Origin of the sequence: Shewanella sp. Sh95 (genome assembly GCF_001308045.1) — a bacterium.
Lineage (GTDB): Bacteria > Pseudomonadota > Gammaproteobacteria > Enterobacterales > Shewanellaceae > Shewanella > Shewanella xiamenensis.
Genome location: NZ_LGYY01000104.1, coordinates 1 through 25,348, shown reverse-complemented (window position 1 = coordinate 25,348; position 25,348 = coordinate 1). Strand labels below are relative to the sequence as shown.

Sequence of the window (25,348 nt, the reverse complement as noted above, 5' to 3'; positions counted from 1 at the left end):
TTGAATACATAGAAGTTGATTACAACAAAACCAGAAGGCATAGTTCACTTGGCTATTTAAGCCCTGAGAATTTTGAACTGAAACACAGTGCTTAGTTAAGTGTCCAGAGTTAGCGGATCAGATCAATTGTTGCCATAATTCGTAATAGAGTTTGTCCGTATCCAGCCCGACAGTCAGCATACCAATCTGTTGTTCCTGATACATAATTGGGTAACGAAACAGAGTTTGTCGGGAATCCTTAGCGTGAATCGCCTTGCCCAACTGCATGGCTACGCCATCGATACTCTCTAAATTGACACTCGACACCATCGGCATCATGCCCAAGCCTGAAAGCAAATCAGATAAGAGTCCGTGGTCCACGTCCCAGAGCGACTTAGCAATACTAGGCAAGATAGATTCTGAATACTCACGGATATCCGCAGTCGTCTTATCTATGCTCTCCTGATAGTTCCATATTAACTGCACAAGCATAGTCAACACGGCAAAAAACGAACTTACGCCGATAATCGTCAGCGTCATTCTGTGGCTAATTGAATGATTTCGGTGCTTCATGAATACCTGTTCTTTATTATTGTTTTGGTAACTTCTCTAAAATCTGACTCTTAAAGATCCCAGACCAATCCCTTGCAACTAACTTCTGATAAAAAGCTGAATCGGGATTAAGTACCCTAAAGAGTTCTATATCCTCATAGGAGGAATAACGTTGGGTCTCTTGGTATTGTTTGAGCTGAATTAACCCTAAAGCACCCGCTAAAAAATGCCCACCTCCCAGAGCAGTCACTTTACGTTCTTGGCAGAGCGACAAAATCTCAGGGGAAGTATTAATCGAACTGACCAGTACATCACGTCCAGGTTCAAGGCCCTTTTCGCGGAGTGCTTTTACCACTCCGATAGCCATTTTATCGTTCGCCGTCCAGATTAAGGTTAAATCCGGATAACGGCTGAGCAAGGTTAATGTTTGATCATAAGCAATATCTTCACGCCATTGACCATATACCGTTTGAGTAACAATAACATTGGGTTGCATAAAGAAATAATCATTAGCGCCTTGAGTTCTTAACACTGATGCGGGCGTAGATTTATCGCCTGAGATTAATAAAACCTTAGCCTTTTTATTTTCTAAACGACTTAGCAAATTTTTAGCGGTATCAGCACCAATAGCATAGTTATCTGGGATAATCGCTGGTAATAAATAAGTTTGCCAATGTGGATCTGCCAATAAGTGTTCTCGCTCGGCGACAGAAATATCATTTAAAATCAATTGAACATATATGGGATATTGATAAAGCATCTGCAACATTTTTATCGCAGACTGCTTCTCATTCACTAAAATAATATGAGTAGGAAGTGATGGGTGAGATTTTAATAACGTTTCTAATTGAGCAATCATTTTAAAGTGATTGCGATCTGAATGTATGATTTGCAAATTAATATCAAGCTTTGATGAAGCCACCTGCATTAATTTATCGACATCACCCCAAAAGCTATCCGTAACCGCGCCTGGATTAAAAAAAACCACATCCAATTTAGCCCACGCAGGCAAAGCAAAACACAGTATGCCTATCCATAAACAACGTAAACATAATAGATGCAAAGGCGAGTACTCCTCGACCGTGTTTCCCCGCATGTGATCCATCACAGAGGTCACTTTATTATTATCGATTCACAACCTTGTTACCGCATAATTACCAAAACAACTCAATGGCAACCAACACTTCGATTAAACCACAAAATAACAAAAAGTGTACTTTATAATAAAGAATATTAATTTTCGCTCCTGTTTTAGGCTCGAAATTATAGAATATTCATTTAATATTAATAAGATAACTCGACGCATAAGATAAGAGGCCATTTTTAATTCCAATATTAGGCCGTGTTGACGTTTCGAGATTAGATTTTGTTCGTTCTGGCAAGTTCGTGCTCGCGAAACGAGGAATGATGTGTAGTTATTCTACTCAAATGACGAGCGGCTCTTATGACTGAAAGTAAGAGCAAGAGCTTGCCAGACGAACCCTTCTGGCAGCATTTGGCTGGCTTTTCTGCCGCGTTATCGTCCGTTTATGTAGAATAACTACACGGCACGGACTTTGCCTTGCATAAAAGCCAGCCTAATTGCTGCAAAAATAACCCTGAAACGTCAACACGCCCTAATCATTCAGCCTCTTTACATAGCGCACTTAACCACAGTCGATCCCCCAAGATTGCCTTACGTTTATTCTCTGTTAGTATATGTATAAATTCACAGTGATTGAGTGCTAACGACTTGCAGCAATTGGATCTTGTTCCGATCACCGAACTCAAGGGCGTCGCCAAAAGAGTCGCGGAAAAACTCGCCAAACTCGGCATCACAACAGTACAAGATCTGCTGTTTCACTTGCCCCTGCGCTACGAAGACCGCACTCAAATCTATCCCATCGCCGCACTCATGCCCGGAAATTACGGCACCATTGAGGCCGAAATCCAGTCGACTCAAATCCTTCAAGGCCGTAAACGCATGCTCGTCTGCAATGTGCGTGACGATACTGGCAGCATGAGCCTACGCTTTTTTAACTTTTCAATGGCGCAGCGCAATGCGATGCAAAATGGATTAATGATCCGTGCCTATGGCGAAATTCGTCGCGGAAGTCATCAAGCGGAAATCGTGCACCCCGAATATAAAATCGTCTATCCGGGTGAGGATATTCACCTAAGCGATACACTTACGCCGATTTATCCCACCACCGAGGGCTTAAAACAGGCGAGTTGGATTAAGCTCACCGAACAGGCACTTGAATTATTAGAAGATGGCGGCTTGACCGAGTTATTACCCGCCCATTTGCAGCCAAACAACATGAGCCTAAAACAGGCGCTGCAAACCCTGCATCGCCCCCATGCGGGGATTTCACAATTTGATTTAGAGCTTGGTCAACACCCCGCGCAGCAGCGACTGGTGCAGGAAGAATTACTCGCCCACAACCTGAGTATGCTACGCCTAAGACAACGCAGTAACCTCGACGCCGCCGTGACCATGCATGCCACGGGGCAATTACTAAAGCCTTTTCTCGCCTCACTGCCCTTTAAACCCACAGGCGCGCAGCAACGTGTCGTTGCCGAGATAGGTAAAGATTTAGCACAACCGCACCCCATGATGCGCTTAGTGCAAGGGGATGTCGGCTCAGGCAAAACCTTAGTCGCCGCCCTCGCCGCCCTTCAAGCGATTGAAAACGGCTATCAAGTGGCCATGATGGCGCCCACCGAATTACTCGCCGAGCAGCATGCAGCTAACTTTGCCGCGTGGTTTGAACCACTAGGATTAAAAGTCGGTTGGCTTGCGGGTAAGCTTAAAGGTAAAGCTCGGGCGCAATCTTTAGCGGATATTGAATCTGGCGCGGCACAAATGGTGATCGGCACCCACGCCATTTTTCAGCAACAGGTTATCTTCCATAGGCTCGCTTTAATTATCATCGACGAGCAGCACCGATTTGGTGTCCACCAGCGGATGGGACTCAGGGAAAAAGGTATCAATCAAGGGTTTCATCCCCATCAGTTGATTATGACGGCAACCCCGATCCCACGGACGTTAGCCATGACAGCCTACGCCGATCTCGACACCTCGATTATCGATGAGTTACCCCCAGGGCGCACACCCGTCACCACAGTCGCCATACCCGATTCGCGCCGTAATGAAGTACTCGAGCGCGTCCGCAACAGCGTGATCACGGACAAGCGCCAAGCCTATTGGGTCTGTACCTTGATTGAAGAATCCGAAGTCCTCGAGTGCCAAGCCGCCGAAGATACTGCCGAAGAATTACGACTATCGCTGCCGGAGCTGACCATAGGTTTAGTCCACGGCAGGATGAAAGGTGCTGAAAAGCAACAAATTATGGCGGACTTTAAAGCGGGAACCATAAACTTATTGGTGGCAACAACGGTAATTGAGGTCGGCGTCGATGTCCCTAACTCTAGCCTGATGATAATCGAAAACCCCGAACGATTGGGACTTGCACAGTTGCATCAACTGCGAGGACGAGTAGGGCGCGGTGCCGTAGCCAGTCATTGTGTGTTACTCTACAAGGCGCCACTGAGTCAAACCGCAAGTCAGCGGTTGAATGTCCTGCGGCAGAGTAATGATGGTTTTGTTATCGCACAGAAAGACCTAGAGATACGTGGTCCCGGTGAAGTGTTAGGCACTAAACAGACAGGGCTAGCCGAACTTAAGATAGCTGATTTAGTTAGAGATCAAGCGCTTATACCACATATCCAAAAGCTTGCGAATCATGTGATGTCGCAAGCACCCGATGCGGTTGATGCCATTATTCATCGTTGGCTTGGGCATAGGCAACAATATGTTCAAGCGTAAACCTTAAGCTAACCCCTTCAAGGTAAAATAAATTCAACCTGTTCAGCTAACCGCTATGGACAAGCGCGTGTAAACTTGCAAAATGAACTTGCAACCTAAAAGGCGGCACTTGCACTTTAATGTTAGCTGCATGATATTCACCACATTACCTTGACACTGAAGCGAAGGATGTAAAATGCAAGTTAATCAAGATGATAGAATTACACCTCAAGAGACCTCGTCTAGCAGTAATCGCTTTGCGTTGATTGCGATTGTGCTCGTCATCCTGCTCTCTGCGGCAGGTTATTACTACTATAGTAAAGATGACTCACCCAAACTCATTCCTAATGCACCGATAGTACTACCAGAGCCGCCATCGTCAGAACCGCTTACTCTGGAAACAAACCCTGAGCCTGAAACCACTCCAGTTGAAAACGTAACACCACAAACGACCACGACGGAAACAGACTCAACCACCACCGTTGAGCCTCAAGCGCCCGTAGAAACGGTGCCAAACTTGCCTGAGAGTGATGCTTTTGTGCATCAAAAAGCACTGGCACTTATCAGTAATAATGTCGTAGGTTCATCCTTAGTCACACAAGATTTGATCCGTCAGTTTGTAGTCTTCGTGGATAACTTGGCGCAGGGCGAATTGACCCGCAAAGTCAGCCCAATTAAGGGCCCTGAAAAACTCTTTACCGTGGCGGAAATCACTAACAAAGTGTATTTAAATCCAGAGAGTTACCACAGATATGATGCCTACGCGACCGTCATTGCCAATATGGATGAGCAAAGCTTAATGCACACCTACAAGCAACTCACGCCGCTATTTGATGAAGCCTTCGCTGAACTGGGTTATAGCAACGCCAAATTCAATGACAGAATGCTACAAGCAATTAAGGTAATGCTCGCAGCGCCAATTATTGAAGAGCCCATTGAGCTGAGTTCAATTAGCGTCAACTATCGCTTCGTTGATCCCAATTTGGAAGCCTTACCCAGTGCCCAAAAACTGCTTGTTCGTATGGGACCAGAGAACACTCGTAAAGTGAAAACTGCACTGCGTAAAATGGAAAGCCAACTCGCACAATAGATTGATATTCAATCAATAGTGGCATTATTAATAATAAACAGGCGCCTCGAGCGTCTGTTTACTATTGATATCAGAGCCTGTTCAACTGAGGTTAAGCCACTTAGTCTACACTCCCTGTCTTTATCCCGTTCTGAAAACTATGTTAGCCAACAGTGACAAAGCAAAATCTCATTGCATTTTATTAACCTTGCATATGCAAATGACTTCATTAAAACTAAGGACTTAGTGTAGAATGTGCCGTTCAATAAATGGGGGAATTGTGTTCGTTCATCCAACGAGAAAATAGCGATAAGCCAGTCAATTCATTAATGTTTTCGCTTAGTTAGGGATAACTAAGACAGCTTTAAATAGTGTCGAGGCAAAGTAGTGCAACTCAGATTCAGCATCCTCTCTTGGGGGGCGTGGGCTCCAAACTATCAGCAGCATGATGACTGGCAAACTTGGTGCAAGCACTCGGCTGAAACGACCAAAGAGGCTTCACCCACTGACAGCATATCTCCGGCACTTCCCCAAGTGCCAGCCATGCAGCGTAGACGCTTTAGCCGTTTAACAAAAATGATGCTAGATGTCAGTTTTCAATGTGATACGCCACCAAACTGCCGTTCGATATTTGCTTCCCGCCACGGCGAACTGCATCGCACTATTGGCTTGCTCGAAGATATTATCGCTAAGCAACCGCTTTCTCCCTTAGGTTTTAGTCAATCCGTGCATAACACTGGCAGTGGTATTTTTGGCATTTTACACAATAACACCGCCCCTTCTACCTCAATTGCCGCAGGCACTGAAACCCTTTCCCAAGCCATGGTGGAAGCTTTCGCCCAGCTACATCAATCAGCAGAGCCGTTATTACTGATCTTTGGCGATGATCCTGTGCCACCGGTATACGATGAGTTTACCCAAGAGTATGAACTCCCCTTAGCCTTAGGTTTTACCCTCGCGCCCGCTTGTCATCGCTCGTCCGTAAAGCTCACGCTAAGCCAACTGACTCAAGCACAGCAACAAGTTACTCCTGCGCTGTCCTACGGCATATTGATCCATGCTCTAGCGACCTCACAAAACATTGCTGGCTGTTTATCCCATTGGCACTGGAGCGTAGAACATGGCTAATCCCGCTCCACAGGGTGCACAGTTCAATGTCGCTTATACGCTGCCCGAAAAACGCCGCACGGGAATCAACTATATTCCCCGTTGGCTCGGTGGCGTCAGTTGCTATATTGCCTTTGGTTTAGGTGGACTGTTAAGTTCGCTCACTATATTGCCTTTACTGCGTTTTTGGCCCGGCACACCTGAGGCGAGGATTATCCGCGTGCAAAAAGCGGTGCACACTATGTTTAAAGGCTTTGTCGCTATGTTGACGTGGGCTGGGGTGATCAACGTTAGCACCCACAATGCCGAGCAGTTACATAGCGCCAAAGGGGTGATCGTCATCGCCAATCACCCGAGTCTCGTCGATGTGGTGGTGTTGATCAGTCTCATGCCCAATGCGGGTTGTATCGTTAAACAAGGCCTTTGGCGTAATCCGTTTTTACGTGGTGTGGTTTCCTGCGCAGGTTATATCCCGAATCGCGGCGCAGAGTTGATGCTCGAAGATTGCCGCGAAGTGCTCGCCAGAGGCACTAATTTAATTATCTTCCCTGAAGGTACGCGCACAGTATTTGGCTCAATAATCAATGAGTTTGCCCGGGGCGCCGCCAATATTGCCATTCGTACCCAAGCCGATATTTTACCTGTGGTTTTGCGCACCAATGTACGAGGTTTGACAAAGGAACAGCCTTGGTATGAGATCCCAAGGCAAACCATGGGAATGGCCGTCGAAATCGGCAATCCAATTCCTCACCAAGCCTATCAAGCCCCTTTGGGTGAGCATGCGAAAATGGCCCGACAATTAACTCGGGACCTTGAACAATATTATCAACAACAACTCGAAAATAATTATGACTTTACACAACGAAATTAAACAGTTAATTATCGACTGCCTCGACCTAGAAGATGTCAGTATTGATGATATTGAAACCGATGCGCCGCTATTTGGTGACGGACTCGGACTCGATTCTATCGACGCCCTCGAGTTAGGGTTAGCCATCAAGAAAAAGTTTGATGTCAAAATCGAAGCCAACTCGGATAGCACTAAAGCACATTTTTACAGTGTGGCCAGCCTTGCTAAATTTATCGAATCACAGCGCCCATAGGAGAGGAAGATGCAAAACCGTGAACAAATCCTCGCTATGCTGACCACGATTTTAGTGGATGAGTTTGAAATCGATGCCGATGCGATTACCCCCGACGCCAATCTTTACGAAGAGTTAGATCTGGACAGTATTGATGCCGTCGATCTGGTGATTAAGCTGCAACAACTGACAGGCAAAAAAATTCAACCCGATGAATTTAAATCCGTTCGTACCGTCAATGATGTGGTCAACACCATTGAAGGCCTAGTAAAAGACTAATGCGCGTCCTGCTACAGGTGCTCACCGCACTCGCGCTGATCGCCTACCCAGTTGCCGTGTATTTGGGGCTAAACTATCTACCCGCAGGCACAATCGCCCTAGTGCTTTGCCTGTTGTTAGTAGTGCGTTTAATGCTGCAAAAGCAAAAGGTTAAAACCTTAGTCTTGCCTTTGCTTGTGGGGATTGCCCTCACTGCTGGCAGTTTTGCGGCAAAACGTAGTGACTGGCTGTTGTATTACCCGGTGGTGATGAATCTCACCATGTTAGCCCTGTTTAGCTACTCGCTATACCAAGGCCCAAGCATGATAGAGCGGCTCGCGCGGTTAAAAGAACCCGACTTGCCGGATGAAGCCATAGGCTACCTTAAAAAAGTCACCCTACTTTGGTGCGGCTTATTTATCCTTAATGGCTCAATGGCGGCCTATACCGCCGCATTTACCAGCCTAGCAACTTGGACCTTGTACAACGGTTTGATTGCATACGTACTCATGGGACTGCTCCTCGGTGGGGAATGGTTATATCGCAGCTTTTGGTTGAAGAAGACATGACACAACTACTCAAAAACTGGTTAACCCAAGGGCCATTCGCCCAACAACTGATCAGCTTTAATCACCATGACATAGTCACAGGTGCCCTGTTTACCAATCAGGTGGCCCATTTTTACGAGCAGCTGCGCCAAGCGCCTGAGCAAAAATGGCTACTGGCGAGTGATACCAGCGATCTGTTTGCCGTTGGCCTGTGTGCCGCACTCTTGGCGGGTAAAGAAATTATTTTGCCGCCCAACACCCAAACCGGCACCTTGAGCGAATTAACACACCAATTTGAAGGCATATTGTCCGACAAGCCATTGTGCGAGAGTCACGCCTTTATCCTATTGAATAAAGAGCTGAGTCTGCCCACAAAATCTTGGCCCAAGAGCGACAGCTTTGGTGAACTGGTGCTGTTTACTTCGGGCAGCAGTGGCGAGCCTAAGGCCATTCGCAAGAGCTTAAGGCAGCTCGATGCCGAAGTGACTGTGCTCGAGCATACCTTCGCCGAACATTTACCCCATTGCAGTGTGGTCTCAACCGTTTCCCATCAGCATATCTATGGCTTGCTGTTTAAAATCCTCTGGCCCTTAGCCGCCAGTCGCCCCTTTTTAAGCGAGCAAATTGAATACCCAGAGACCTTAAGCTACTACACCGCACTGTTGCCGAATTTGTGCCTCATCAGTAGCCCAGCGCAATTATCCCGTTTGCCTAAGGCGCTAGAGCACGAACGCCAACTGCGCTCACCCAGCTTAGTCTTCAGCTCCGGTGGCCCCTTAAGTTTCACCGCCGCCCAAGGGGTTGCCCAGTGCTATGGCCATTTACCCATAGAGATATTCGGCAGCACCGAAACCGGCGGTATCGCCTATCGTCGCCAACAAGAGGCCGACGAACCATGGCAAGTGTTTGAACAAATTACCATAGACCAAGACGCTGACGATGGTGCCCTGCTGCTGAAGTCACCCTACTTGGCCGACGATGAGTGGTTACGTTGTGAAGATAAAATTGAGCCAACGGCCAATGGCCAATTCAGGCTCAAGGGAAGACTCGATCGCATCGTTAAGATTGAAGAAAAACGCCTGTCACTGGCGCAAATGGAGACCTTGCTCTGTAGCCACGCCTATGTCGAGCAGGCCGCCTTGGTCGTATTGCCCCAGTTTAAATCCCAGTTAGGAGCCGTCATTACGCTATCACCATTGGGCCGTAGCGTGCATCAAGAGCAGGGAAAACTCAGTATCAACAATGCGTTAAAAGCGCATCTACTGACCCAGTTTGAACGAGTAACCTTACCGCGCCGTTGGCGTTACCCCGACACCCTACCGTTAAACACTCAGGGTAAGCGTGTCGCCGCCCAGCTAGTTGAGTTATTTGACCATGATTAAGTCGAGTTTACCGCCGATACTCACATCAGAGTTCGGCCCTGATAGCATTGAATTACGCCTGCTGGTCGCCGCCGATCTCGAATATTTTAACGGCCATTTCCCCGAGCAAGCCGTACTCCCCGGCGTGACCCAACTCGATTGGGCCGTGCGCTTAGGTTGCGAGCATTTTGGTTACAACGCTGCGGTCGCTAATTTAGAAGTACTAAAGTTTCAACAGCTTATTCTGCCAGGGCAGGAAGTGACCTTAATCATCAGTCACAATGCCGCCAAGGAAAAACTCACCTTTGCCTACAGCGATGGCGACCACCGCTATGCCTCAGGCCGTATCAGCTTTGCCAGCAAGCAAGGTGATGGAGCGGCGCAGTGAGCGACGGTATGAACGACATAATGTTAGCCCCGCCAAGTGATTTAATGGGCCCAGTCCCGATCAAGCTGGCACTGGTGATCCCCAATTACAATCACAGCGCCGCGATCGCCCAGACCTTGGCCGAGCTCGCCACTCTTAATCTACCCTGCTATTTGATTGACGATGGCAGTAATGATGAGACCCGCTATCTGCTGCAATCCTTGGCGGAGCAACACGATTGGGTGACCTTGCTGCAACACCCCTACAACCGAGGTAAAGGTGCGGCAGTAATGACTGGGCTTCGCCGCGCCTATCGCGATGGCTTTACCCATGCGCTACAGGTCGATGCCGACGGCCAGCATAATTTAAGCGATATCCCCGCGATGCTCGCCAAAGCGCAGGCCAAGCCGGATGCGCTGATCTCGGGTAAGCCCGAGTACGATGAGTCCGTGCCCAAGGGGCGACTCTACGGCCGTTATCTCACCCACTTTTGGGTATGGGTCGAAACCTTAAGCTTTGATATTCAAGATTCTATGTGCGGATTTAGGGTGTATCCCCTAGCTGCCACCGAGCGTCTCTTCAGCCAACAAGCACTCACAGAGCGGATGGATTTCGATATCGAAATCCTAGTAAAACTCTACTGGCAAGGGGTAGAAATTCTGTTTCACCCCACCAAGGTCATTTATCCCGAAAATGGCGTCAGCCACTTTCAAGGTGTGGCCGACAATGTGCGCATCTCTAAACTGCACACGCGGCTATTTTTCGGCATGTTAAAACGTCTGCCGCAGTTGCTGCGCCGTAAACAAGCGGCGAAATCGACGTCGTCTGCTCATACTGCGACCCATTGGTCTGCCATGAAGGAGCGCGGCAGTTATTGGGGCATCAAACTATTAGTCGAAAGCTACCGTTTTGGTGGCCATTGGCTATGCCGCGCCATTATGTATCCCGTAATTTGCTACTTCTTCCTGACTGGCAAAGTCAGCCGCGAAGCCTCATTGGATTTTCTGCGCCGCGTGCAGCGCCTCGAGCCACGGCATCTTCAGTTAAATCAGCCCGTTGGCTGGCGCGACAGCTTAAGCCACTTTATCGCCTTTGGTAATGCGGCGCTCGATAGAATCGATGCTTGGTGCGATCGCATTCAATTAAGCCAAGTGGATTTTCCCGACCGCCAAGTGCTGGCCGATCAGCTAGAAAGCGGCCAAGGTGCCGTGCTGCTGGTGTCCCACTTAGGCAATCTCGAGCTGTGCCGCGCGATTTCAATCCACCAGCGCAAGGTCAAAGTCAATGTCATGGTGTTAACCAGCCATGCCGAAAACTTTAATAACGTACTCAAGCAATTAAACCCTGATAGCACGCTGAATTTGATCCAAGTGACCGAGCTAAATCCCGCCACATCGATGCTATTACAACAAAAAATTGAAGACGGCGAGTTAGTGGTGATTGCAGGAGATAGAACCTCATCCCAAGCCCAAGGGCGAGTCGTGTACGCGCCATTTATGGGCCAAGAAGCCGCCTTCCCGCAGGGGCCATTTATTCTGGCCGGACTCTTAGATTGCCCGGTTTATCTGATGTTTTGCCTGCGCGAGCAAGGGCGTTATCGAGTGCATTTAGAACGCTTCGCCGAGACACTTAAAGGCCCACGAGCGGGCAGAATGGAACGACTCCAACAGGCCGTTTCTCGCTACAGCGAACGCCTCGAACACTACGCAAGGCGTGAGCCCTTGCAGTGGTTTAACTTTTTTGATTTTTGGCGGGACGATAGCAAGGTTAACCGCGCGACATCCGCCCACAAAACGACAACAGCACTCCCGGAGCAGGAGCGCACTACAGACAGGACAGAGCATTTATGATCCACGCAGTTACTCACACGACAACCGTTGAGTCGCCAATCGAATTTGGCCGTCAGTTACTCACATTAGAGCAAGTCGTTGCCGTGGCTAAGGGTGCCAAGGTCAAACTCTGTGATGATGCCGATTATCAAGAATATATCCAAAAGGGCGCCCGCTTTATCGATAGCCTGCTGCACGAAGAAGGCGTGGTCTATGGCGTCACCACTGGCTATGGCGACTCTTGCACAGTGAATGTGAGTCTTGACTTAGTGCACGAACTGCCGCTGCACTTATCCCGTTTTCATGGTTGTGGCCTTGGTGAAGTCTTAAGCGTAATGCAAGCGCGCGCCGTGATGGCTTGCCGTTTAAACTCTCTCGCGATTGGCAAATCGGGTGTCACCTATGAGTTATTAAAGCGCATCGAAACCTTGCTTAATCTCAATATCGTGCCAGTGATCCCAGAGGAAGGTTCAGTCGGTGCCAGTGGCGATTTAACGCCATTGTCTTACCTTGCCGCCGTGCTGGTTGGTGAGCGTGAGGTGATTTACCAAGGCGAGCGCCGAGCCACCCAAGAGGTTTACCGCGAGCTGAGCATCACGCCCCATGTGCTGCGCCCCAAAGAAGGCTTAGCCCTAATGAATGGCACGGCAGTGATGACGGCGTTAGCCTGTTTAGCCTTTGATCGCGCACAATATTTAGCGCGTTTAGCCAGCCGCATTACCGCCATGGCGTCGTTAACCCTTAAAGGCAACTCCAACCATTTCGACGATATTTTGTTTGCCGCCAAACCCCATCCAGGGCAAAACCAAATCGCCACTTGGATACGGGAAGATTTGAACCACCATGTTCACCCGCGCAATTCCGACAGATTGCAGGACAGATATTCCATCCGCTGCGCGCCGCACATTATTGGCGTGCTGCAAGACGCGCTGCCCTTTATGCGCCAATTTATCGAGACCGAAGTTAACAGCGCCAACGACAACCCGATTGTCGATGCTGAAGGCGAGCATATTCTCCATGGCGGCCATTTTTACGGCGGGCATATCGCCTTTGCGATGGACTCCTTAAAAAATACTGTGGCCAATATCGCCGATCTGATCGATCGCCAAATGGCATTAGTGATGGACCCTAAATTTAACAACGGTTTACCCGCTAACCTTTCGGGTTCGACTGGTGCACGTCGCGCCATCAACCATGGCTTTAAGGCGGTGCAAATCGGCGTTTCCGCTTGGACGGCGGAAGCACTGAAACACACTATGCCCGCGAGCGTTTTCTCACGCTCAACCGAATGCCATAACCAAGATAAAGTCAGCATGGGCACGATCGCCGCCCGTGACTGTATGCGCGTATTACAGCTGACAGAACAAGTCGCCGCCGCAGCCCTGCTCGCCATGACCCAAGGCATTGGTCTGCGTATCAACCAAAACGAGTTAGACGAAGCCTCACTGACGCCATCGCTTGCGACCACGCTCGCCCAAGTGCGCGCTGACTTTGAGCCATTAGTCGAAGACCGACCACTGGAAGCCGTGCTGCGCCAAACCGTTGCGAAAATCCAAGCGGGCGAATGGGAAGTGTGCCGATGAAAGCCTTGCTCTGCATAGAAATGGACATGCAGGTCCCCTTCCACGATGTGGATTCGATGGGGATCACTTGGCATGGTAATTACCTGCGTTATTTCGAAATTGCCCGTTGCAAATTGCTCGACGAATTAGGCTACAACTATCGCCAAATGCAGGCCTCGAACTACGCTTGGCCGATTATTGATGTGCAGATCAAATACGTTAAGCCCAGCACCTTCGAGCAACATATTACCGTGCGTGCCGAGTTAGTTGAGTGGGAAAATCGCCTAAAAATCAATTATCAAATCCGTGATACCACAACGGGCGAGCGCATTACTAAGGGCTATACCATTCAAGCAGCGGTGGATATGACGAGCCAAGAAATGTGCTTTGTAACGCCAGAGATATTTCGCAGCAAAATCGCCCCGCTGCTTGTAAAGGCGGATAGCGAATGAATGCCCTCCTCAAAACCTGGTCGCGAGCTAAGTGGGTGCAATGCTTCTGCCAAGGCGCACTGTTAAGTTGCATGCTGCTTGGCTCTGTGCAGGCGCAAGACCTTGCTACTCCTAACCTTACAGAAGCGAGCCAATATCAACCCCTGTTTAACCAAGGAGCCGATAACGCCGCGCTAGTTGCTCTCAGCCAAAAGCTTAACCTTGGCGAGACAGTACGCGGCCACTTTGTGCAATCCCGCCAACTTAAAGTGTTAAAAAAGCCCCTCATTAGCCAAGGTCAGTTTGTGTTCGACAAAGACCAAGGGCTGATTTGGCAGCAGCTTACGCCCTTTGAGTCCTTGCTCATTTTAAAAGATAAGCAACTTATTCAGCGAGATAGCCAAGGACGAGTGCAAGTCAGCAGCGCCGATGCTTCGGCAAGTGCCGCAGCCATGGGGGATTTATTACCCAGTCTGGTGAGTGCCATGCTGGGCGGTGATATTTCAGGATTAAGCAATCATTTTGAACTGCACTTCTTAGCTCAAAAAACCTTAACGAACGAATTAGCTAAGGAAAATTGGCAGCTCGGATTAACCCCGAAAGATCCGTTGATGAAAAAAGCCATCGCTAACATGGTGCTCGAAGGCAGCGATACTCTTCATGCATTAGTGCTGCTCAGCGCCGCACCCAGCGTGAGTCCGCAGGATATCACCCGTATCGATTTTCGCGAGCTGCGCCAAGGTAAACTGAGCGACGCCGAATTAGCCCAGTTCTCCATCGCGCTAACTCAAAAAGTTCCTCCACGGGAGACTGATCCTCAAGAGAGCAAGGCAAAATAATGGCGACCAAGATTGCCACGCGCATAGGTCACAGGCTGATGCACACCTCAAGCAAATTACGCCTTGCGATTTGGCTGTGTCTGATGCTGGCGGCGAGCCTATGGACGCTGCAACTGTGGCAAAATGGGGCTAAGGTTCAAAGCGATATTCTCGCCATGTTGCCCCATCTGCAGCAGGATGCGCTCACAGCCCGCGCCCTCGAGCAAGTGGAGTCAACACTTGCCGATCAAGTGTATCTTGCCCTGATTGCCAAGGATGAAACGCAAGCCATTGCGGCGGCAACGCTCCTGATGGAGCAGCTTAAGACTCAAAATACCGCCTTTACCGATATTCGCAGTGCCGACATGCAAATGGGTGAAGCCCTAGGCAAATATTATTTTCCCCATCGATTTAAGCTATTAACCCCAGAGCAAGCCGATGCGTTAACCCATAATGGCCTCGATAGCTTAGTTGCCTCGGCCACACAACAGCTCTACAACGCCTTTAGTTACGCCAATAGCCAACTGCTCACTCAAGATCCTTTGCTGTTATTTCCCGCCAATTTGCTCGCCCTTGCGCCCAGCTCGAAACTGAGCGCTAAGCAAGGGATTTTACTTGCTCATCCCAACCAAGGTGTTGATACCAAACAAGGTGTTAATAGCAGTGAGGGCGTGGCCGCTATTGTGATGGCAAAGGGCAAAGACAGCGCCTTTAATCCCAATGCCCAACTTATTCAGCAAGCAGCGTTAACACAAGCACTTACTACAGTCACTGAGCAATATGCCGGCATACAAGTCTTACAGGCAGGCGCGCTATTTCATGCTATAGAAGCAACGAATACCGCTAAGAGTGAAATCTCTGTCCTCGGTCTCGCCTCTTTGCTTGGGGTGGTGTTATTAGTTTGGCTGGCGTTTCGCTCCGTGATGCCACTCTTGCTGGCGATGGTGACCATAGGCAGCGGCTTGCTGCTGGCGGTGACCTTTACCCTAAGCGTGTTCGGAGAACTGCATTTACTCACCCTCGTCTTTGGCACTAGCCTGATTGGGATTGCCATCGACTACAGCTTCCATTTTTACTGCGAGCGGTTAAGCGATCATCAGCGTAGCGCGCAGGCGACCGTGGCCTATATTTTCCCCACTGTGTCGCTCGCCTTTATCACCAGCGCCTTGGCCTATGTCGGCATTGGCCTCGCGCCGTTTCCCGGCATGCAGCAGGTGGCGATTTTCTGCGCCTCTGGCTTACTCGGTGCTTACCTGACGTTAGTGCTGGCTTACCCACTCTTAGCGGGCAGCAAGTTACCTTCGGGAGAGCGTCCGCTGAATCTTGCACAGGCCTATCTTACGAAACTCACCGGATTCTCAAACAAACTGGTGTCGCCATGGGGATTGAGTCTATTCACCTTAGTGTTCGTAGGTGTTTGTCTGCTGGGTATCAGCCAACTTAAGGTGGATGATGATATTCGCCATTTACAACAAAGCCCTGCGAGCGTGACTGAGCCTGAAGATAAGCTCAGAAAACTCCTCAGTGGCGGTACCGATAACCAGTTTTTATTGGTGCGCGCATCGAGTGAAGAAGCCTTACTGCAACGGCTCGAAGCCCTAGGCCCACAGCTCGATGCCGCCATAAAACAGCAAGAGCTGGGCAATTATGTCAGCCTCAGCCGTTACCTACCGAGCAAGCAAAAGCAAGATGCAGCGTATCAATTACAGGGCGAGATTTACCAGTCGCAATTAACCACAGTACTAAGCAACATTGGCCTTGATGAGAGCCTAGCGCCAAACCTTTCTGCCGCCTATATTGGCGCCAAGGATAGCTATATCACCCCGACGGATTTTTTCGAACTGGGCTTTGGTAAACAGCTAGCGCCACTTTGGCTTGCACCAATGGGATTAGCGCCGCTTGAACACTCAACGGAGCCAACGGCCAATCCAGATAATACACAGCGAGGAAGCGACAGCCATGGCGCCATAGTGTTGCTCGGTGGTATTGAAGATATTGCGGCTCTCAAAGCGCGCTTTGCCAAAGATCCACAGGTACAACTTATCGATAAAGTCGCGGATATCTCCACCGTGATGGGGCATTATCGCCTGCTCACCCTTAAATTATTGGGGCTAGCACTGGTTATCGCACTCTTGCTATTTAGCCTAAGTTTTGGACTCAAAAAGGCCACTGTGGTTGTCGCCGTGCCGGCACTCGCCGCGGTACTTACCTTAGCCATTTTAGGCTTAGTCGGCTCACCCTTAAGCTTATTCCATGCGCTGGCGCTGATTTTAGTCTTCGGGATTGGGATAGATTACAGCTTGTTTTTTGCCTCCGCAGAGCAACATGGCAAAGCGGTGATGATGGCGGTGTTTATGTCTGCCTGCTCGACCCTATTGGCCTTTGGCTTACTCGCCTTTAGCCAAACCCAAGCTATTCATTACTTTGGATTAACCCTATCCCTCGGCATAGGCTTTACCTTTGTACTTTCGCCATTGATTTTGACCACTCGTCAGGTTTTAACCACCAACAAGGTCTCGATACCTACAAGGAATGTTATTTAAATGTCTACCTCTACTGCGGCTAGCGCCACACCGTCTCACTCCCTTTGCGTCGATGTCGCCATTATCGGCGCAGGCCCCTCAGGCTCGATTGCCGCCAGCCTGCTACATAAGCAAGGCAAACGTGTCATCGTGCTTGAAAGACAACACTTTCCGCGCTTTTCGATTGGTGAGAGTTTGCTGCCCTGCTGTATGCAATTTATTGAAGAAGCGGGCATGTTAGAGGCGCTGAATGCCGCGGGATTCCAATATAAAAATGGCGCGGCCTTCCGCCGTAATGGGGTATATACCACCTTCGACTTTACCGACAAATTTACCCCAGGGCCGGGAACAACCTTTCAAGTACAACGGGGAAACTTCGATAAATTACTCGCCGATACTGCGGCAAGCTTTGGGGTGGAGATCCGTTACGGTGAAACCGTTGAGGCGATAGAGTTAACTGCCGCACCACGTTTAACTGTGCGTAACGAGCAGGGCGAACTTTATCAAGTCGAGGCCAAATATGTGCTCGATGCCAGCGGTTTTGGCCGCGTATTACCACGACTGCTCGACCTCGAAACACCGTCCTCACTGCCGACCCGCAGCGCCATCTTCACCCATGTGGAAGATAACATCAGCGATCCCAACTTCGACCGGAATAAGATTTTAATTAGCGTGCACCCGCAGCATCAGGATATTTGGTACTGGTTAATTCCCTTCAGCAATGGCCGCTGCTCGCTCGGCGTCGTGGCAGAGCCGCAATTGCTCGCGCGCCTCGAAGGCGATTTAGAGCAGCAGTTAATGACCATAGTCAAGGAAGAGCCCGGCCTTAACGCACTGCTTGCCAATGCCAAAGTCGCCCAGCCCTGTGCGACACTCAAGGGCTATTCCGCCAACGTGTCGCGCCTCGCCACCGATAAGTTTGCGTTGCTGGGCAATGCCGGCGAGTTCCTCGACCCGGTGTTTTCATCGGGCGTAACTATCGCGATGCAGTCGGCATCCATGGCAGCAAAATGCGTGACCAAACAACTTAATGGTGACACAGTAGATTGGCCTACCGAGTACTCAGCACCGTTAATGCAAGGGGTGAACACCTTCCGCACCTATGTGCAGGCTTGGTACGATGGCCGCTTCCAAGATGTGATTTTTTATGAAGATCCCAATCCTAAAATCAAGCAAATGATTTGCTCTATTTTGGCAGGCTATGCTTGGGATGTGCAAAATCCCTTTGTTAAAGAATCCGAGCGACGTCTAAACATGGTGGTCGAGCTATGTCGGCAGGATGCTGAACTCATCACCGCCGAACCAGCAATCAGCGAATTAGCCGAGGTGTAATTCGATGCGCTTAAGCCTTAACGCCAAAGGTCGCCCTAACGCCAAAGGTCGCACAAAAGCGATAGTGACAGTAAGCCTAATGCTCTCAAGCCTCGGCTTGATGGGCTGCAGTGAGCTGCTCTATCGGCAAACCTGCGTCGGATTCACAAAAGATATGCGTTATTGCTTAGCGCCACTGCCACAGCATTTTGGCCCCGCAACGGATAAACCGCCCGCTAAACCAAGCAGCAATCCGCCAGCCGCAAACCCAGCTGGCACAGACTCTTCGAACCAGAGTCAGCAAGGCGACAGCAAAGCAAAGGTATCCTCCCAATCTTTTAGTCAGAAGGTGAGCATAAAAGTGGGTGATAACACCCATGAGCTGCTCACCCAGCTTGAACTTGAAGGGGAACGCATGACGCTGGTTGGGCTCGCTCCGCTAGGGCAAGCGTTGTTTACCTTGGTTTACGATGGGAATACACTCAGCAGTGAGCAGAGTCAGCTACTCGGGAATGAGTTTAAAGCCGAATATCTGATGGCGATGATGCAACTTATCTATTGGCCAGAACAGAGTATTCGTAGTCATTTAGAAGGTGGAAGTTTAGTGACAGGGCTATGTGACGCCATCCCCTGCCGCCAGTTTTATAGCCAAGACACGCTTATCAGTTACAACGATAACCAAACCCAAGTGATACAAATTCGTTATCAGCACCAAACCGACGATACCCTTTGGCAGGCACATATTAATTTAACCATGCCGCAGGCAAAGTTTGAGTTAGAGATACAACCGATTTAATCGTCCTTTGACAATGCCATAGGCACCCGTTAACCGCCAATCGATATGAGCCTTTAGCATTGCTCGCATCAAAGGCCATAGGTATAGCAAGCAGCAATGAATAACAGAGTCGCCATTACACAGATTGGATTGTGTACCCCGTTAGGGCAAACGCCCGAGCAGGTGTTAGCCCGCTTGATTGCAGGCGATACCAGTGCCATGCAAACCAATGACACCCTATTATTTGGGGAGTCGACACTGGTTGCGCCCGTCACTGAGCCATTACCGACGATACCTGCCGCACTGGCGCAATTCGATTGTCGCAATAATCAGTTACTCCTTGCTGCCGCACAGCACATTACCGACACGGTCGAACAGGCGAAACAGACATATGGCGCCGACCGCATCGGCGTGGTCTTAGGCACCAGCACCTCGGGGATTTCGAAGGGCGAAGCTGCCTTGGCCTATCGCAATCAACACGGCCACTTCCCCGCCGATTACCATTACTTTCAACAGGAATTAGGCAGTACCAGCGATTTTTTACGCCAGTTATTTGCGCTCCAAGGTCCCTGCTACACCATTTCGACCGCCTGCTCCTCTAGCGCTAAAGTGTTTGCCAGCGCCAAACGCCTACTTGAGGCCAAGCTGTGCGATATGGTGATTGTCGGCGGTATCGACAGCCTGTGCCAACTCACAGTTAACGGGTTTCACGCCTTAGAGTCGGTTTCCAAAGGACATTGCAATCCCTTCAGCGCCAATCGTGATGGCATCAATATCGGTGAAGGCGCCGCGCTATTTACCCTGACCTTAGCGACAGACAACACAGCAAATGAAGCCTGCGTATTGCTCGCAGGTATCGGCGAGTCGAGCGATGCGCACCATATGTCAGCACCGCATCCTGAAGGCGCAGGGGCGATTGCCGCCATGCAGGCCGCGCTTGATGATGCACAAATATCTGCGCAAGATATTGATTATATAAACTTACATGGCACAGCAACGCCTAAAAATGATGCAATGGAAAGCCGCGCCGTACTCTCGGTATTTGGCGACACGCCGCCCCCTGCAAGCTCAACCAAACCGCTGGTCGGCCATACCTTAGGCGCTGCGGGCGCGATTGAAGCCGCATTTTGTTACCTGTTGCTGTCACCGCATAATCACAGCTTTGCCCTGCCGCCCCATAGGTTTGATGGGCAGCAAGATCCGCAGGACCCTAGCATTGCGCTAGTCGCGGCCATGCAATGCGCCGAGCATGGCAAGCTTAACTATGTGATGAGCAACTCCTTCGCCTTTGGCGGCAGCAATGCCAGCCTGATTTTTTGCCGTAAAGGGGCTTAAGATTGATGTCCAGTTCTATCAATACCGCAATGTCAGCCGCCGAGCCGATTTGGCTGCAACACTTAGCCGAGCAGAATATTGCCGATTTTATTCCGCATCGTGCGCCAATGATCTTGATTGATAAGATTATTAGCCATCAGCAGGATGCGCTCGAAACCGAAGTGCTGATCACTCCGCAGAGCGCTTATTTTGACGAGCAACGTCAGGCCGTCCCCAATTATGTGGGTATCGAATATATGGCGCAGAGCATTGCCGCTTTAGCGGGCGTTGAGGCTAAACTGCGTCACGATAAAATCCGCGTGGGATTTTTATTGGGATCGCGTAAATTAGCCTTACACACGGCGCAATACGAACTCAATCGCTGCTACCGCACTCAGGTTAAACGCCTCTATCAGGAAGAGTCGGGACTGGCGGTATTTGATTGCCAGATTTATCTATTGCCCGAAGCGGGAGCGCAGCAAACACCACTGTTAGTGGCCGAGGCCAATGTGAATGTGTTCCAACCCCAGGACACCCAAGCGTATATCGCCTCAAGCCAGCAGGCTTAATGCCAAGAGTCATGCTTGGCAGCAACAAGTCTTATCACAAAAGGATTTAGCCCTTTGATGCACAAACAACTCATCGAGCATCAAGGGTGGAGAAATAAAGATGAATAACAGAGTATTAGTCACAGGTTCGAGCCGCGGTATTGGCAAAGCAATCGCCCTTAAACTGGCTGCGGCAGGTTATGATATCGCGCTGCATTATCACAGCAATCAGGCCGCAGCCGATACCAGCGCCGCAGAGCTTCGCGCCCTTGGGGTTAACGTCAGCCTACTAAAGTTTGATGTTGCCGACCGCGTTGCCGTCAAAGCCGCCCTTGAGGCCGATATCGAGGCAAATGGCGCTTATTATGGCGTGATACTCAATGCGGGCATCAACCGTGACAATGCTTTTCCGGCAATGAGTGAAGCTGAATGGGATAGCGTAATCCACACTAATCTCGATGGTTTTTACAATGTCATTCACCCCTGCGTTATGCCTATGGTACAAGCGCGCAAGGGCGGACGAATTATCACCTTGGCTTCCGTTTCCGGTATCGCGGGTAACCGTGGTCAGGTCAATTACAGCGCTTCTAAGGCCGGATTGATTGGCGCGACTAAGGCGCTGTCCTTAGAGCTGGCCAAACGTAAGATCACCGTAAACTGTATCGCCCCAGGTTTAATCGAAACCGATATGGTGGCGGATATTCCTAAGGATATGGTCGAGCAGTTAGTGCCGATGCGCCGCATGGGCAAACCCAATGAAATCGCCGCCTTAGCAGCCTTTTTAATGTCGGACGATGCTGCTTATATCACGCGCCAAGTGATTTCGGTGAATGGAGGCATGATCTAAATGACTGAGCCGACAAACCCGCCCCGCTTGGGTAGACGAGTTGTTGTCACCGGCATTGGTGGCATTACCGCCTTAGGTCACGACTGGCCGAGTATCTCAAACCGCCTTAAGGCACAAAAAAACTGTGTAGTGACGATGGCGGAATGGGACAAATATGACGGGCTAAACACTCGCCTTGCCGCCCCCGTGACCGACTTTGAAGTGCCAAGCCATTATTCGCGTAAAAAAATCCGCTCCATGGGACGAGTCTCGATTATGGCGACTCGTGCCAGCGAACTTGCACTTATCGATGCGGGACTCTTGGACGACCCTATCGTCACTTCGGGAGAGATGGGCATTGCCTATGGATCTTCCACGGGCAGTACCGATCCCATTACCGCCTTTGGCGATATGCTGAAAACTGGCGATATGTCAGGCGTTACCGCCACCAGTTATATCCGCATGATGGCCCACACCACAGCGGTAAACGTGGGGGTTTTCTTTGGCCTTAAAGGGCGCATTCACACCACCAGCAGCGCCTGCACCTCAGGTAGCCAAGGCATAGGTTACGCCTATGAAGCGATTAAATATGGTCAGCAAACCTTAATGCTCGCGGGTGGTGGCGAAGAACTCTGCCCCACGGAGGCCGTAGTCTTTGATACGCTGTTTGCGACCAGCACGAAAAACACCACGCCAGAATTATCGCCACGCCCTTTTGATGCCCAGCGGGATGGCTTAGTGATTGGCGAAGGCGCTTGTACGCTAGTACTTGAAGAGTTAGAACACGCCAAAGCGCGCGGCGCGAAGATTTACGCCGAGATCGTCGGCTTTGGCACTAACTCCGATGGCCAGCATGTGACTCAGCCCAATAGCGATACCATGGAAATCGCCATTCGTTTAGCCCTTAAGGATGCGGCGCTCACGCCCGACGCCATTGGTTATGTCAATGCCCACGGCACCGCCACCGACCGCGGTGATATTGCCGAAAGCCATGCGACCCACGCGGTATTCGGTGCGGATATGCCGATTTCATCCCTTAAAAGCTACACCGGCCATACCTTAGGCGCCTGCGGTGCGCTAGAGGCTTGGGTCAGCATTGAGATGATGAATGCGGGCTGGTTTGCCCCCACACTCAATCTCGACAATATCGACCCAGAATGTGCCGCACTCGATTACATTCGTGGCGAGCCACGTGCGCTCGACACCGACTATGTGATGAGCAATAACTTCGCCTTTGGCGGTATCAACACCTCACTGATTTTTAAACGCTGGAAAACGACATAAGGACATATCAATGAAACCATTAGTTGCAAGCATTTTACTCGGTATCAGTTTACTGGCCTCGCCGGTGTGGGCGCAGGATTATACGGTTGAAACCTATCAAGAAATTTTTAAAGGCGACAACCAATTTAAGCAAAAACAAGCCATCGAAGCCCTGACGCTTGCCGGATTATCCGATCCCGCCATTTACGATGTGTTAGAGGCCAAACTTATCGCATCGCTGCCACAAGCCACCGAGAAAAATGCTATCGACTACAGTGCATGGTTAGTCAAAGGTTTAGCTTATTCAGGGAACGATAAATACAGCGGCACCATCAACAATATTATCAATGGCGACTACCATAAGAAGCTGAAGAAGTACGCTACCCAAGCCCTTGAAAATCTTGACCAGTATAAAAAATGGAATGCTATTTTAGGCGATAAAAGCCAATATGTGGCCGAGCAAAGTACTAAAAATAATGCCTATGCCAACGCCTTTAAAAGCAATGATTTAGAGCTGATGCGCCTCGCAGCCAAACGCATGATGGACGATCAAAACTACGATGATTTTCTATTAGAACGCCTGAGCGTTGAGCTGAAAAATCCACGTTTGATGAGTAACGACAAGTTAGCCATCGACACCTACGCCAATATGGCGAAAGCGCTTGCGGCATCCGGTAATCCCCAATACCGCGAAGTGATTGAAAATATTGCCAACAACAACCCAAACAAAAAGCTGAAAAGCTACGCCGAGAGCTATTTGAAGAAGTACTACTAAATCGCTTTTGAGCTAGCAAAAGCGTTAACAACAAGCCGATAATCATCTCGGCTTGTTGATCTCATTTGTAGGCAAGTCCTCATCAAGCGAATCAAGATAACCCATCATTAGCACAAATCGCACGATTTAATCATTTTGACCATTTCGCTCAATAAACTATACTGCCACTGTATTTCCAAAACGGGGCTTAACTCATGCAAACCTTAACCGCAAATGACGCCAAACGAAATTTTGGTGAGTTGCTACTAAACGCTCAACGTGAACCCATCAAGATCAGCAAAAACAGTAAAGATGCAGTTGTGGTCATGTCTATCCACGATTACGAACAGCTTGAGGCGATGAAAGCCGACTATCTGAAGCACTGTTTCAACGCAGCCAAAGAAGATTTAGCAAAGGGCAATGTGGTTGATGGTGAAGATTTTCTTAACGCCCTGTAGCTACTCACATGAATAATAAACGCTATAAACTGAGTAGGTTAGCTCAGGCTCACCTACTAAAGATTAAAGACTACACCCTTCAACACTTTTCTGAGTCGCAGTGGCACAAATACAAACAAAGCCTAATATCCGGCTTGCAAATGTTAGCCGACACCCCCGGATTAGGCAGAAGCTGCAACGATATTTACCCCAATGGTTTCTACTTTCCTATCGGTAAACACACCGCCTACTTCACCAAAGAAGACGACTTTATCCTTATTGTTGCCCTGTTAGGTCAACCACAGCTCCCCCAAAATCATCTGAAATAGCCTTACGACACTGTAAAAGAAGCCGTGGGCTCTAAGTTGGTAAACAAGAGCTATGGAAGGTGGACTGGCAGTTAAACATAGATATTGTTCAGAGTGAGGCCAGCCATGGTACTGGCTCGACGACACGGTGAATAGAAACCTAGGGTTTCTGAGCTTATGAACGAGAGCCATGGACGGCGAACTGGCCGTTAAACACGGATATTGTTCAAGCCCATCCCTGAATGCAGGGCCGCCCCGTCCATGGGGCGGACGGTCGTCTCACCAATCACCATGCATCGGTAACTTCTTCGACTTAAAAGAGTCCTCTACATAAATACCAATACAAGGTGTAAGGAAGCAACACATGCTAGCACCTCAACTCACCCAAATTAGATTTTCAACTCACGATTCATCCGACTTTCCGCACCTGATTTAGGAATAAATTTGCCGATACCGTTCGCCTAACACGTCGAGAATGATCTGCTGGTCCACTGTGAGTCCTGTGACTTGAGGTGGCGCCTCTCCCAACTGGTACTCGTG

The 25,348-nt window shown here is 49.6% G+C and carries 25 protein-coding genes and 1 pseudogene; 24 read left to right on the top strand and 2 right to left on the bottom strand.

The window, feature by feature from the left end:
* The coding region (locus AEA42_RS23100) for an IS3 family transposase (RefSeq protein ID WP_348625486.1) at window positions 1–95 on the top strand (95 nt) is incomplete at its 5' end.
* A gap of 25 nt (window positions 96–120) precedes the next feature.
* Here the strand turns inward: AEA42_RS23100 and AEA42_RS07580 are convergent.
* Window positions 121–519: pseudogene (locus AEA42_RS07580) on the bottom strand (GGDEF domain-containing protein); the annotation flags it as partial.
* A 49-nt stretch (window positions 520–568) separates the two neighbouring features.
* Window positions 569–1,627, bottom strand: coding sequence for an ABC transporter substrate-binding protein (locus AEA42_RS07575; RefSeq protein WP_055647385.1), 1,059 nt, complete (start codon window positions 1,625–1,627; stop codon window positions 569–571).
* A 636-nt stretch (window positions 1,628–2,263) separates the two neighbouring features.
* Here AEA42_RS07575 and recG point away from each other — a divergent pair.
* The 23 genes from recG to AEA42_RS07460 all read left to right on the top strand — a co-directional run bounded on the left by recG (window position 2,264) and on the right by AEA42_RS07460 (window position 24,829).
* A complete protein-coding gene (gene recG / locus AEA42_RS07570; RefSeq protein ID WP_055647384.1) occupies window positions 2,264–4,339 on the top strand; it encodes an ATP-dependent DNA helicase RecG in 2,076 nt (691 codons plus the stop codon).
* A 175-nt stretch (window positions 4,340–4,514) separates the two neighbouring features.
* Entirely contained in the window at window positions 4,515–5,408 is an 894-nt protein-coding gene (locus AEA42_RS07565; protein WP_037427687.1) for a DUF3014 domain-containing protein, read from the top strand.
* 366 nt (window positions 5,409–5,774) lie between these two features.
* Entirely contained in the window at window positions 5,775–6,515 is a 741-nt protein-coding gene (locus AEA42_RS07560) for a beta-ketoacyl synthase chain length factor (protein WP_055647383.1), read from the top strand.
* Window positions 6,508–7,365, top strand: a complete 858-nt coding sequence (locus AEA42_RS07555; RefSeq protein ID WP_037427684.1) for a lysophospholipid acyltransferase family protein — start codon at window positions 6,508–6,510, stop codon at window positions 7,363–7,365. The genes AEA42_RS07560 and AEA42_RS07555 overlap by 8 nt, the downstream gene beginning before the upstream one ends.
* Window positions 7,343–7,597: a phosphopantetheine-binding protein gene (locus tag AEA42_RS07550; RefSeq protein WP_011074022.1), complete on the top strand. Its 255-nt coding sequence runs from the start codon at window positions 7,343–7,345 to the stop codon at window positions 7,595–7,597. The genes AEA42_RS07555 and AEA42_RS07550 overlap by 23 nt, the downstream gene beginning before the upstream one ends.
* Before the next feature lie 9 nt (window positions 7,598–7,606).
* Window positions 7,607–7,855, top strand: coding sequence for an acyl carrier protein (locus AEA42_RS07545; RefSeq protein ID WP_055647382.1), 249 nt, complete (start codon window positions 7,607–7,609; stop codon window positions 7,853–7,855).
* Window positions 7,855–8,403: a hypothetical protein gene (locus AEA42_RS07540; RefSeq protein ID WP_055647381.1), complete on the top strand. Its 549-nt coding sequence runs from the start codon at window positions 7,855–7,857 to the stop codon at window positions 8,401–8,403. Before AEA42_RS07545 ends, AEA42_RS07540 begins: the two co-directional genes overlap by 1 nt.
* On the top strand, window positions 8,400–9,764 hold the full coding sequence (locus AEA42_RS07535; RefSeq protein ID WP_055647380.1) for an AMP-binding protein: 1,365 nt from the start codon (window positions 8,400–8,402) through the stop codon (window positions 9,762–9,764). Before AEA42_RS07540 ends, AEA42_RS07535 begins: the two co-directional genes overlap by 4 nt.
* Window positions 9,757–10,131: a thioester dehydrase gene (locus tag AEA42_RS07530; protein WP_037427680.1), complete on the top strand. Its 375-nt coding sequence runs from the start codon at window positions 9,757–9,759 to the stop codon at window positions 10,129–10,131. The genes AEA42_RS07535 and AEA42_RS07530 overlap by 8 nt, the downstream gene beginning before the upstream one ends.
* Window positions 10,132–10,151: 20 nt before the next feature.
* The gene (locus AEA42_RS07525; protein WP_055647387.1) at window positions 10,152–11,960 is read left to right on the top strand and encodes a glycosyltransferase family 2 protein; all 1,809 of its coding nucleotides are present in this window, start codon (window positions 10,152–10,154) and stop codon (window positions 11,958–11,960) included.
* On the top strand, window positions 11,957–13,522 hold the full coding sequence (locus tag AEA42_RS07520) for an aromatic amino acid ammonia-lyase (RefSeq protein ID WP_055647379.1): 1,566 nt from the start codon (window positions 11,957–11,959) through the stop codon (window positions 13,520–13,522). The genes AEA42_RS07525 and AEA42_RS07520 overlap by 4 nt, the downstream gene beginning before the upstream one ends.
* Complete coding sequence (locus tag AEA42_RS07515; protein ID WP_055647378.1) at window positions 13,519–13,953, top strand: acyl-CoA thioesterase; 435 nt, start codon at window positions 13,519–13,521, stop codon at window positions 13,951–13,953. Before AEA42_RS07520 ends, AEA42_RS07515 begins: the two co-directional genes overlap by 4 nt.
* Window positions 13,950–14,771 carry an outer membrane lipoprotein carrier protein LolA gene (locus tag AEA42_RS07510; protein ID WP_055647377.1) on the top strand — a complete coding sequence of 274 codons (822 nt, stop codon included), beginning with the start codon at window positions 13,950–13,952 and terminating at the stop codon, window positions 14,769–14,771. Before AEA42_RS07515 ends, AEA42_RS07510 begins: the two co-directional genes overlap by 4 nt.
* The gene (locus AEA42_RS07505; protein ID WP_055647376.1) at window positions 14,771–17,293 is read left to right on the top strand and encodes an MMPL family transporter; all 2,523 of its coding nucleotides are present in this window, start codon (window positions 14,771–14,773) and stop codon (window positions 17,291–17,293) included. Before AEA42_RS07510 ends, AEA42_RS07505 begins: the two co-directional genes overlap by 1 nt.
* Complete coding sequence (locus AEA42_RS07500; protein WP_055647375.1) at window positions 17,294–18,604, top strand: NAD(P)/FAD-dependent oxidoreductase; 1,311 nt, start codon at window positions 17,294–17,296, stop codon at window positions 18,602–18,604. It abuts the gene before it with no gap.
* Window positions 18,605–18,608: 4 nt separating this feature from the next.
* Window positions 18,609–19,379, top strand: a complete 771-nt coding sequence (locus AEA42_RS07495) for a DUF3261 domain-containing protein (protein ID WP_055647374.1) — start codon at window positions 18,609–18,611, stop codon at window positions 19,377–19,379.
* Window positions 19,380–19,475: 96 nt separating this feature from the next.
* Window positions 19,476–20,693 (top strand): beta-ketoacyl-[acyl-carrier-protein] synthase family protein, encoded by a 1,218-nt coding sequence (locus AEA42_RS07490; RefSeq protein WP_055647373.1) that lies wholly within the window; start codon window positions 19,476–19,478, stop codon window positions 20,691–20,693.
* Window positions 20,694–20,698: 5 nt separating this feature from the next.
* Window positions 20,699–21,241 carry a hotdog family protein gene (locus AEA42_RS07485; protein WP_055647372.1) on the top strand — a complete coding sequence of 181 codons (543 nt, stop codon included), beginning with the start codon at window positions 20,699–20,701 and terminating at the stop codon, window positions 21,239–21,241.
* Window positions 21,242–21,341: 100 nt separating this feature from the next.
* Window positions 21,342–22,067 (top strand): 3-ketoacyl-ACP reductase FabG2, encoded by a 726-nt coding sequence (locus tag AEA42_RS07480; protein ID WP_055647371.1) that lies wholly within the window; start codon window positions 21,342–21,344, stop codon window positions 22,065–22,067.
* Complete coding sequence (locus AEA42_RS07475; protein WP_055647370.1) at window positions 22,068–23,330, top strand: beta-ketoacyl-ACP synthase; 1,263 nt, start codon at window positions 22,068–22,070, stop codon at window positions 23,328–23,330.
* Between the two features lie 10 nt (window positions 23,331–23,340).
* Complete coding sequence (locus tag AEA42_RS07470; RefSeq protein WP_055647369.1) at window positions 23,341–24,084, top strand: hypothetical protein; 744 nt, start codon at window positions 23,341–23,343, stop codon at window positions 24,082–24,084.
* 194 nt (window positions 24,085–24,278) lie between these two features.
* Window positions 24,279–24,521, top strand: coding sequence for a type II toxin-antitoxin system Phd/YefM family antitoxin (locus tag AEA42_RS07465; RefSeq protein WP_011621139.1), 243 nt, complete (start codon window positions 24,279–24,281; stop codon window positions 24,519–24,521).
* Between the two features lie 8 nt (window positions 24,522–24,529).
* A complete protein-coding gene (locus AEA42_RS07460) occupies window positions 24,530–24,829 on the top strand; it encodes a type II toxin-antitoxin system RelE/ParE family toxin (RefSeq protein ID WP_055647368.1) in 300 nt (99 codons plus the stop codon).
* The last annotated feature ends 519 nt before the right edge of the window (window positions 24,830–25,348 follow it).

Excerpts from the sequence above, each read along its gene's own strand:
- AEA42_RS07495 (WP_055647374.1), top strand. The coding sequence starts at position 18,609 with ATGCGCTTAAGCCTTAACGCCAAAGGTCGCCCTAACGCCAAAGGTCGC.
- AEA42_RS07515 (WP_055647378.1), top strand. The coding sequence starts at position 13,519 with ATGAAAGCCTTGCTCTGCATAGAAATGGACATGCAGGTCCCCTTCCAC.
- AEA42_RS07575 (WP_055647385.1), bottom strand. The coding sequence starts at position 1,627 with ATGCGGGGAAACACGGTCGAGGAGTACTCGCCTTTGCATCTATTATGT.
- AEA42_RS07505 (WP_055647376.1), top strand. The coding sequence starts at position 14,771 with ATGGCGACCAAGATTGCCACGCGCATAGGTCACAGGCTGATGCACACC.
- AEA42_RS07535 (WP_055647380.1), top strand. The coding sequence starts at position 8,400 with ATGACACAACTACTCAAAAACTGGTTAACCCAAGGGCCATTCGCCCAA.
- AEA42_RS07480 (WP_055647371.1), top strand. The coding sequence starts at position 21,342 with ATGAATAACAGAGTATTAGTCACAGGTTCGAGCCGCGGTATTGGCAAA.
- AEA42_RS07540 (WP_055647381.1), top strand. The coding sequence starts at position 7,855 with ATGCGCGTCCTGCTACAGGTGCTCACCGCACTCGCGCTGATCGCCTAC.
- AEA42_RS07460 (WP_055647368.1), top strand. The coding sequence starts at position 24,530 with ATGAATAATAAACGCTATAAACTGAGTAGGTTAGCTCAGGCTCACCTA.
- AEA42_RS07550 (WP_011074022.1), top strand. The coding sequence starts at position 7,343 with ATGACTTTACACAACGAAATTAAACAGTTAATTATCGACTGCCTCGAC.
- AEA42_RS07470 (WP_055647369.1), top strand. The coding sequence starts at position 23,341 with ATGAAACCATTAGTTGCAAGCATTTTACTCGGTATCAGTTTACTGGCC.
- AEA42_RS07555 (WP_037427684.1), top strand. The coding sequence starts at position 6,508 with ATGGCTAATCCCGCTCCACAGGGTGCACAGTTCAATGTCGCTTATACG.
- AEA42_RS07565 (WP_037427687.1), top strand. The coding sequence starts at position 4,515 with ATGCAAGTTAATCAAGATGATAGAATTACACCTCAAGAGACCTCGTCT.
- AEA42_RS07490 (WP_055647373.1), top strand. The coding sequence starts at position 19,476 with ATGAATAACAGAGTCGCCATTACACAGATTGGATTGTGTACCCCGTTA.
- AEA42_RS07465 (WP_011621139.1), top strand. The coding sequence starts at position 24,279 with ATGCAAACCTTAACCGCAAATGACGCCAAACGAAATTTTGGTGAGTTG.
- AEA42_RS07520 (WP_055647379.1), top strand. The coding sequence starts at position 11,957 with ATGATCCACGCAGTTACTCACACGACAACCGTTGAGTCGCCAATCGAA.
- AEA42_RS07510 (WP_055647377.1), top strand. The coding sequence starts at position 13,950 with ATGAATGCCCTCCTCAAAACCTGGTCGCGAGCTAAGTGGGTGCAATGC.
- AEA42_RS07475 (WP_055647370.1), top strand. The coding sequence starts at position 22,068 with ATGACTGAGCCGACAAACCCGCCCCGCTTGGGTAGACGAGTTGTTGTC.
- AEA42_RS07500 (WP_055647375.1), top strand. The coding sequence starts at position 17,294 with ATGTCTACCTCTACTGCGGCTAGCGCCACACCGTCTCACTCCCTTTGC.
- AEA42_RS07525 (WP_055647387.1), top strand. The coding sequence starts at position 10,152 with ATGTTAGCCCCGCCAAGTGATTTAATGGGCCCAGTCCCGATCAAGCTG.
- AEA42_RS07545 (WP_055647382.1), top strand. The coding sequence starts at position 7,607 with ATGCAAAACCGTGAACAAATCCTCGCTATGCTGACCACGATTTTAGTG.
- AEA42_RS07530 (WP_037427680.1), top strand. The coding sequence starts at position 9,757 with ATGATTAAGTCGAGTTTACCGCCGATACTCACATCAGAGTTCGGCCCT.
- AEA42_RS07485 (WP_055647372.1), top strand. The coding sequence starts at position 20,699 with ATGTCCAGTTCTATCAATACCGCAATGTCAGCCGCCGAGCCGATTTGG.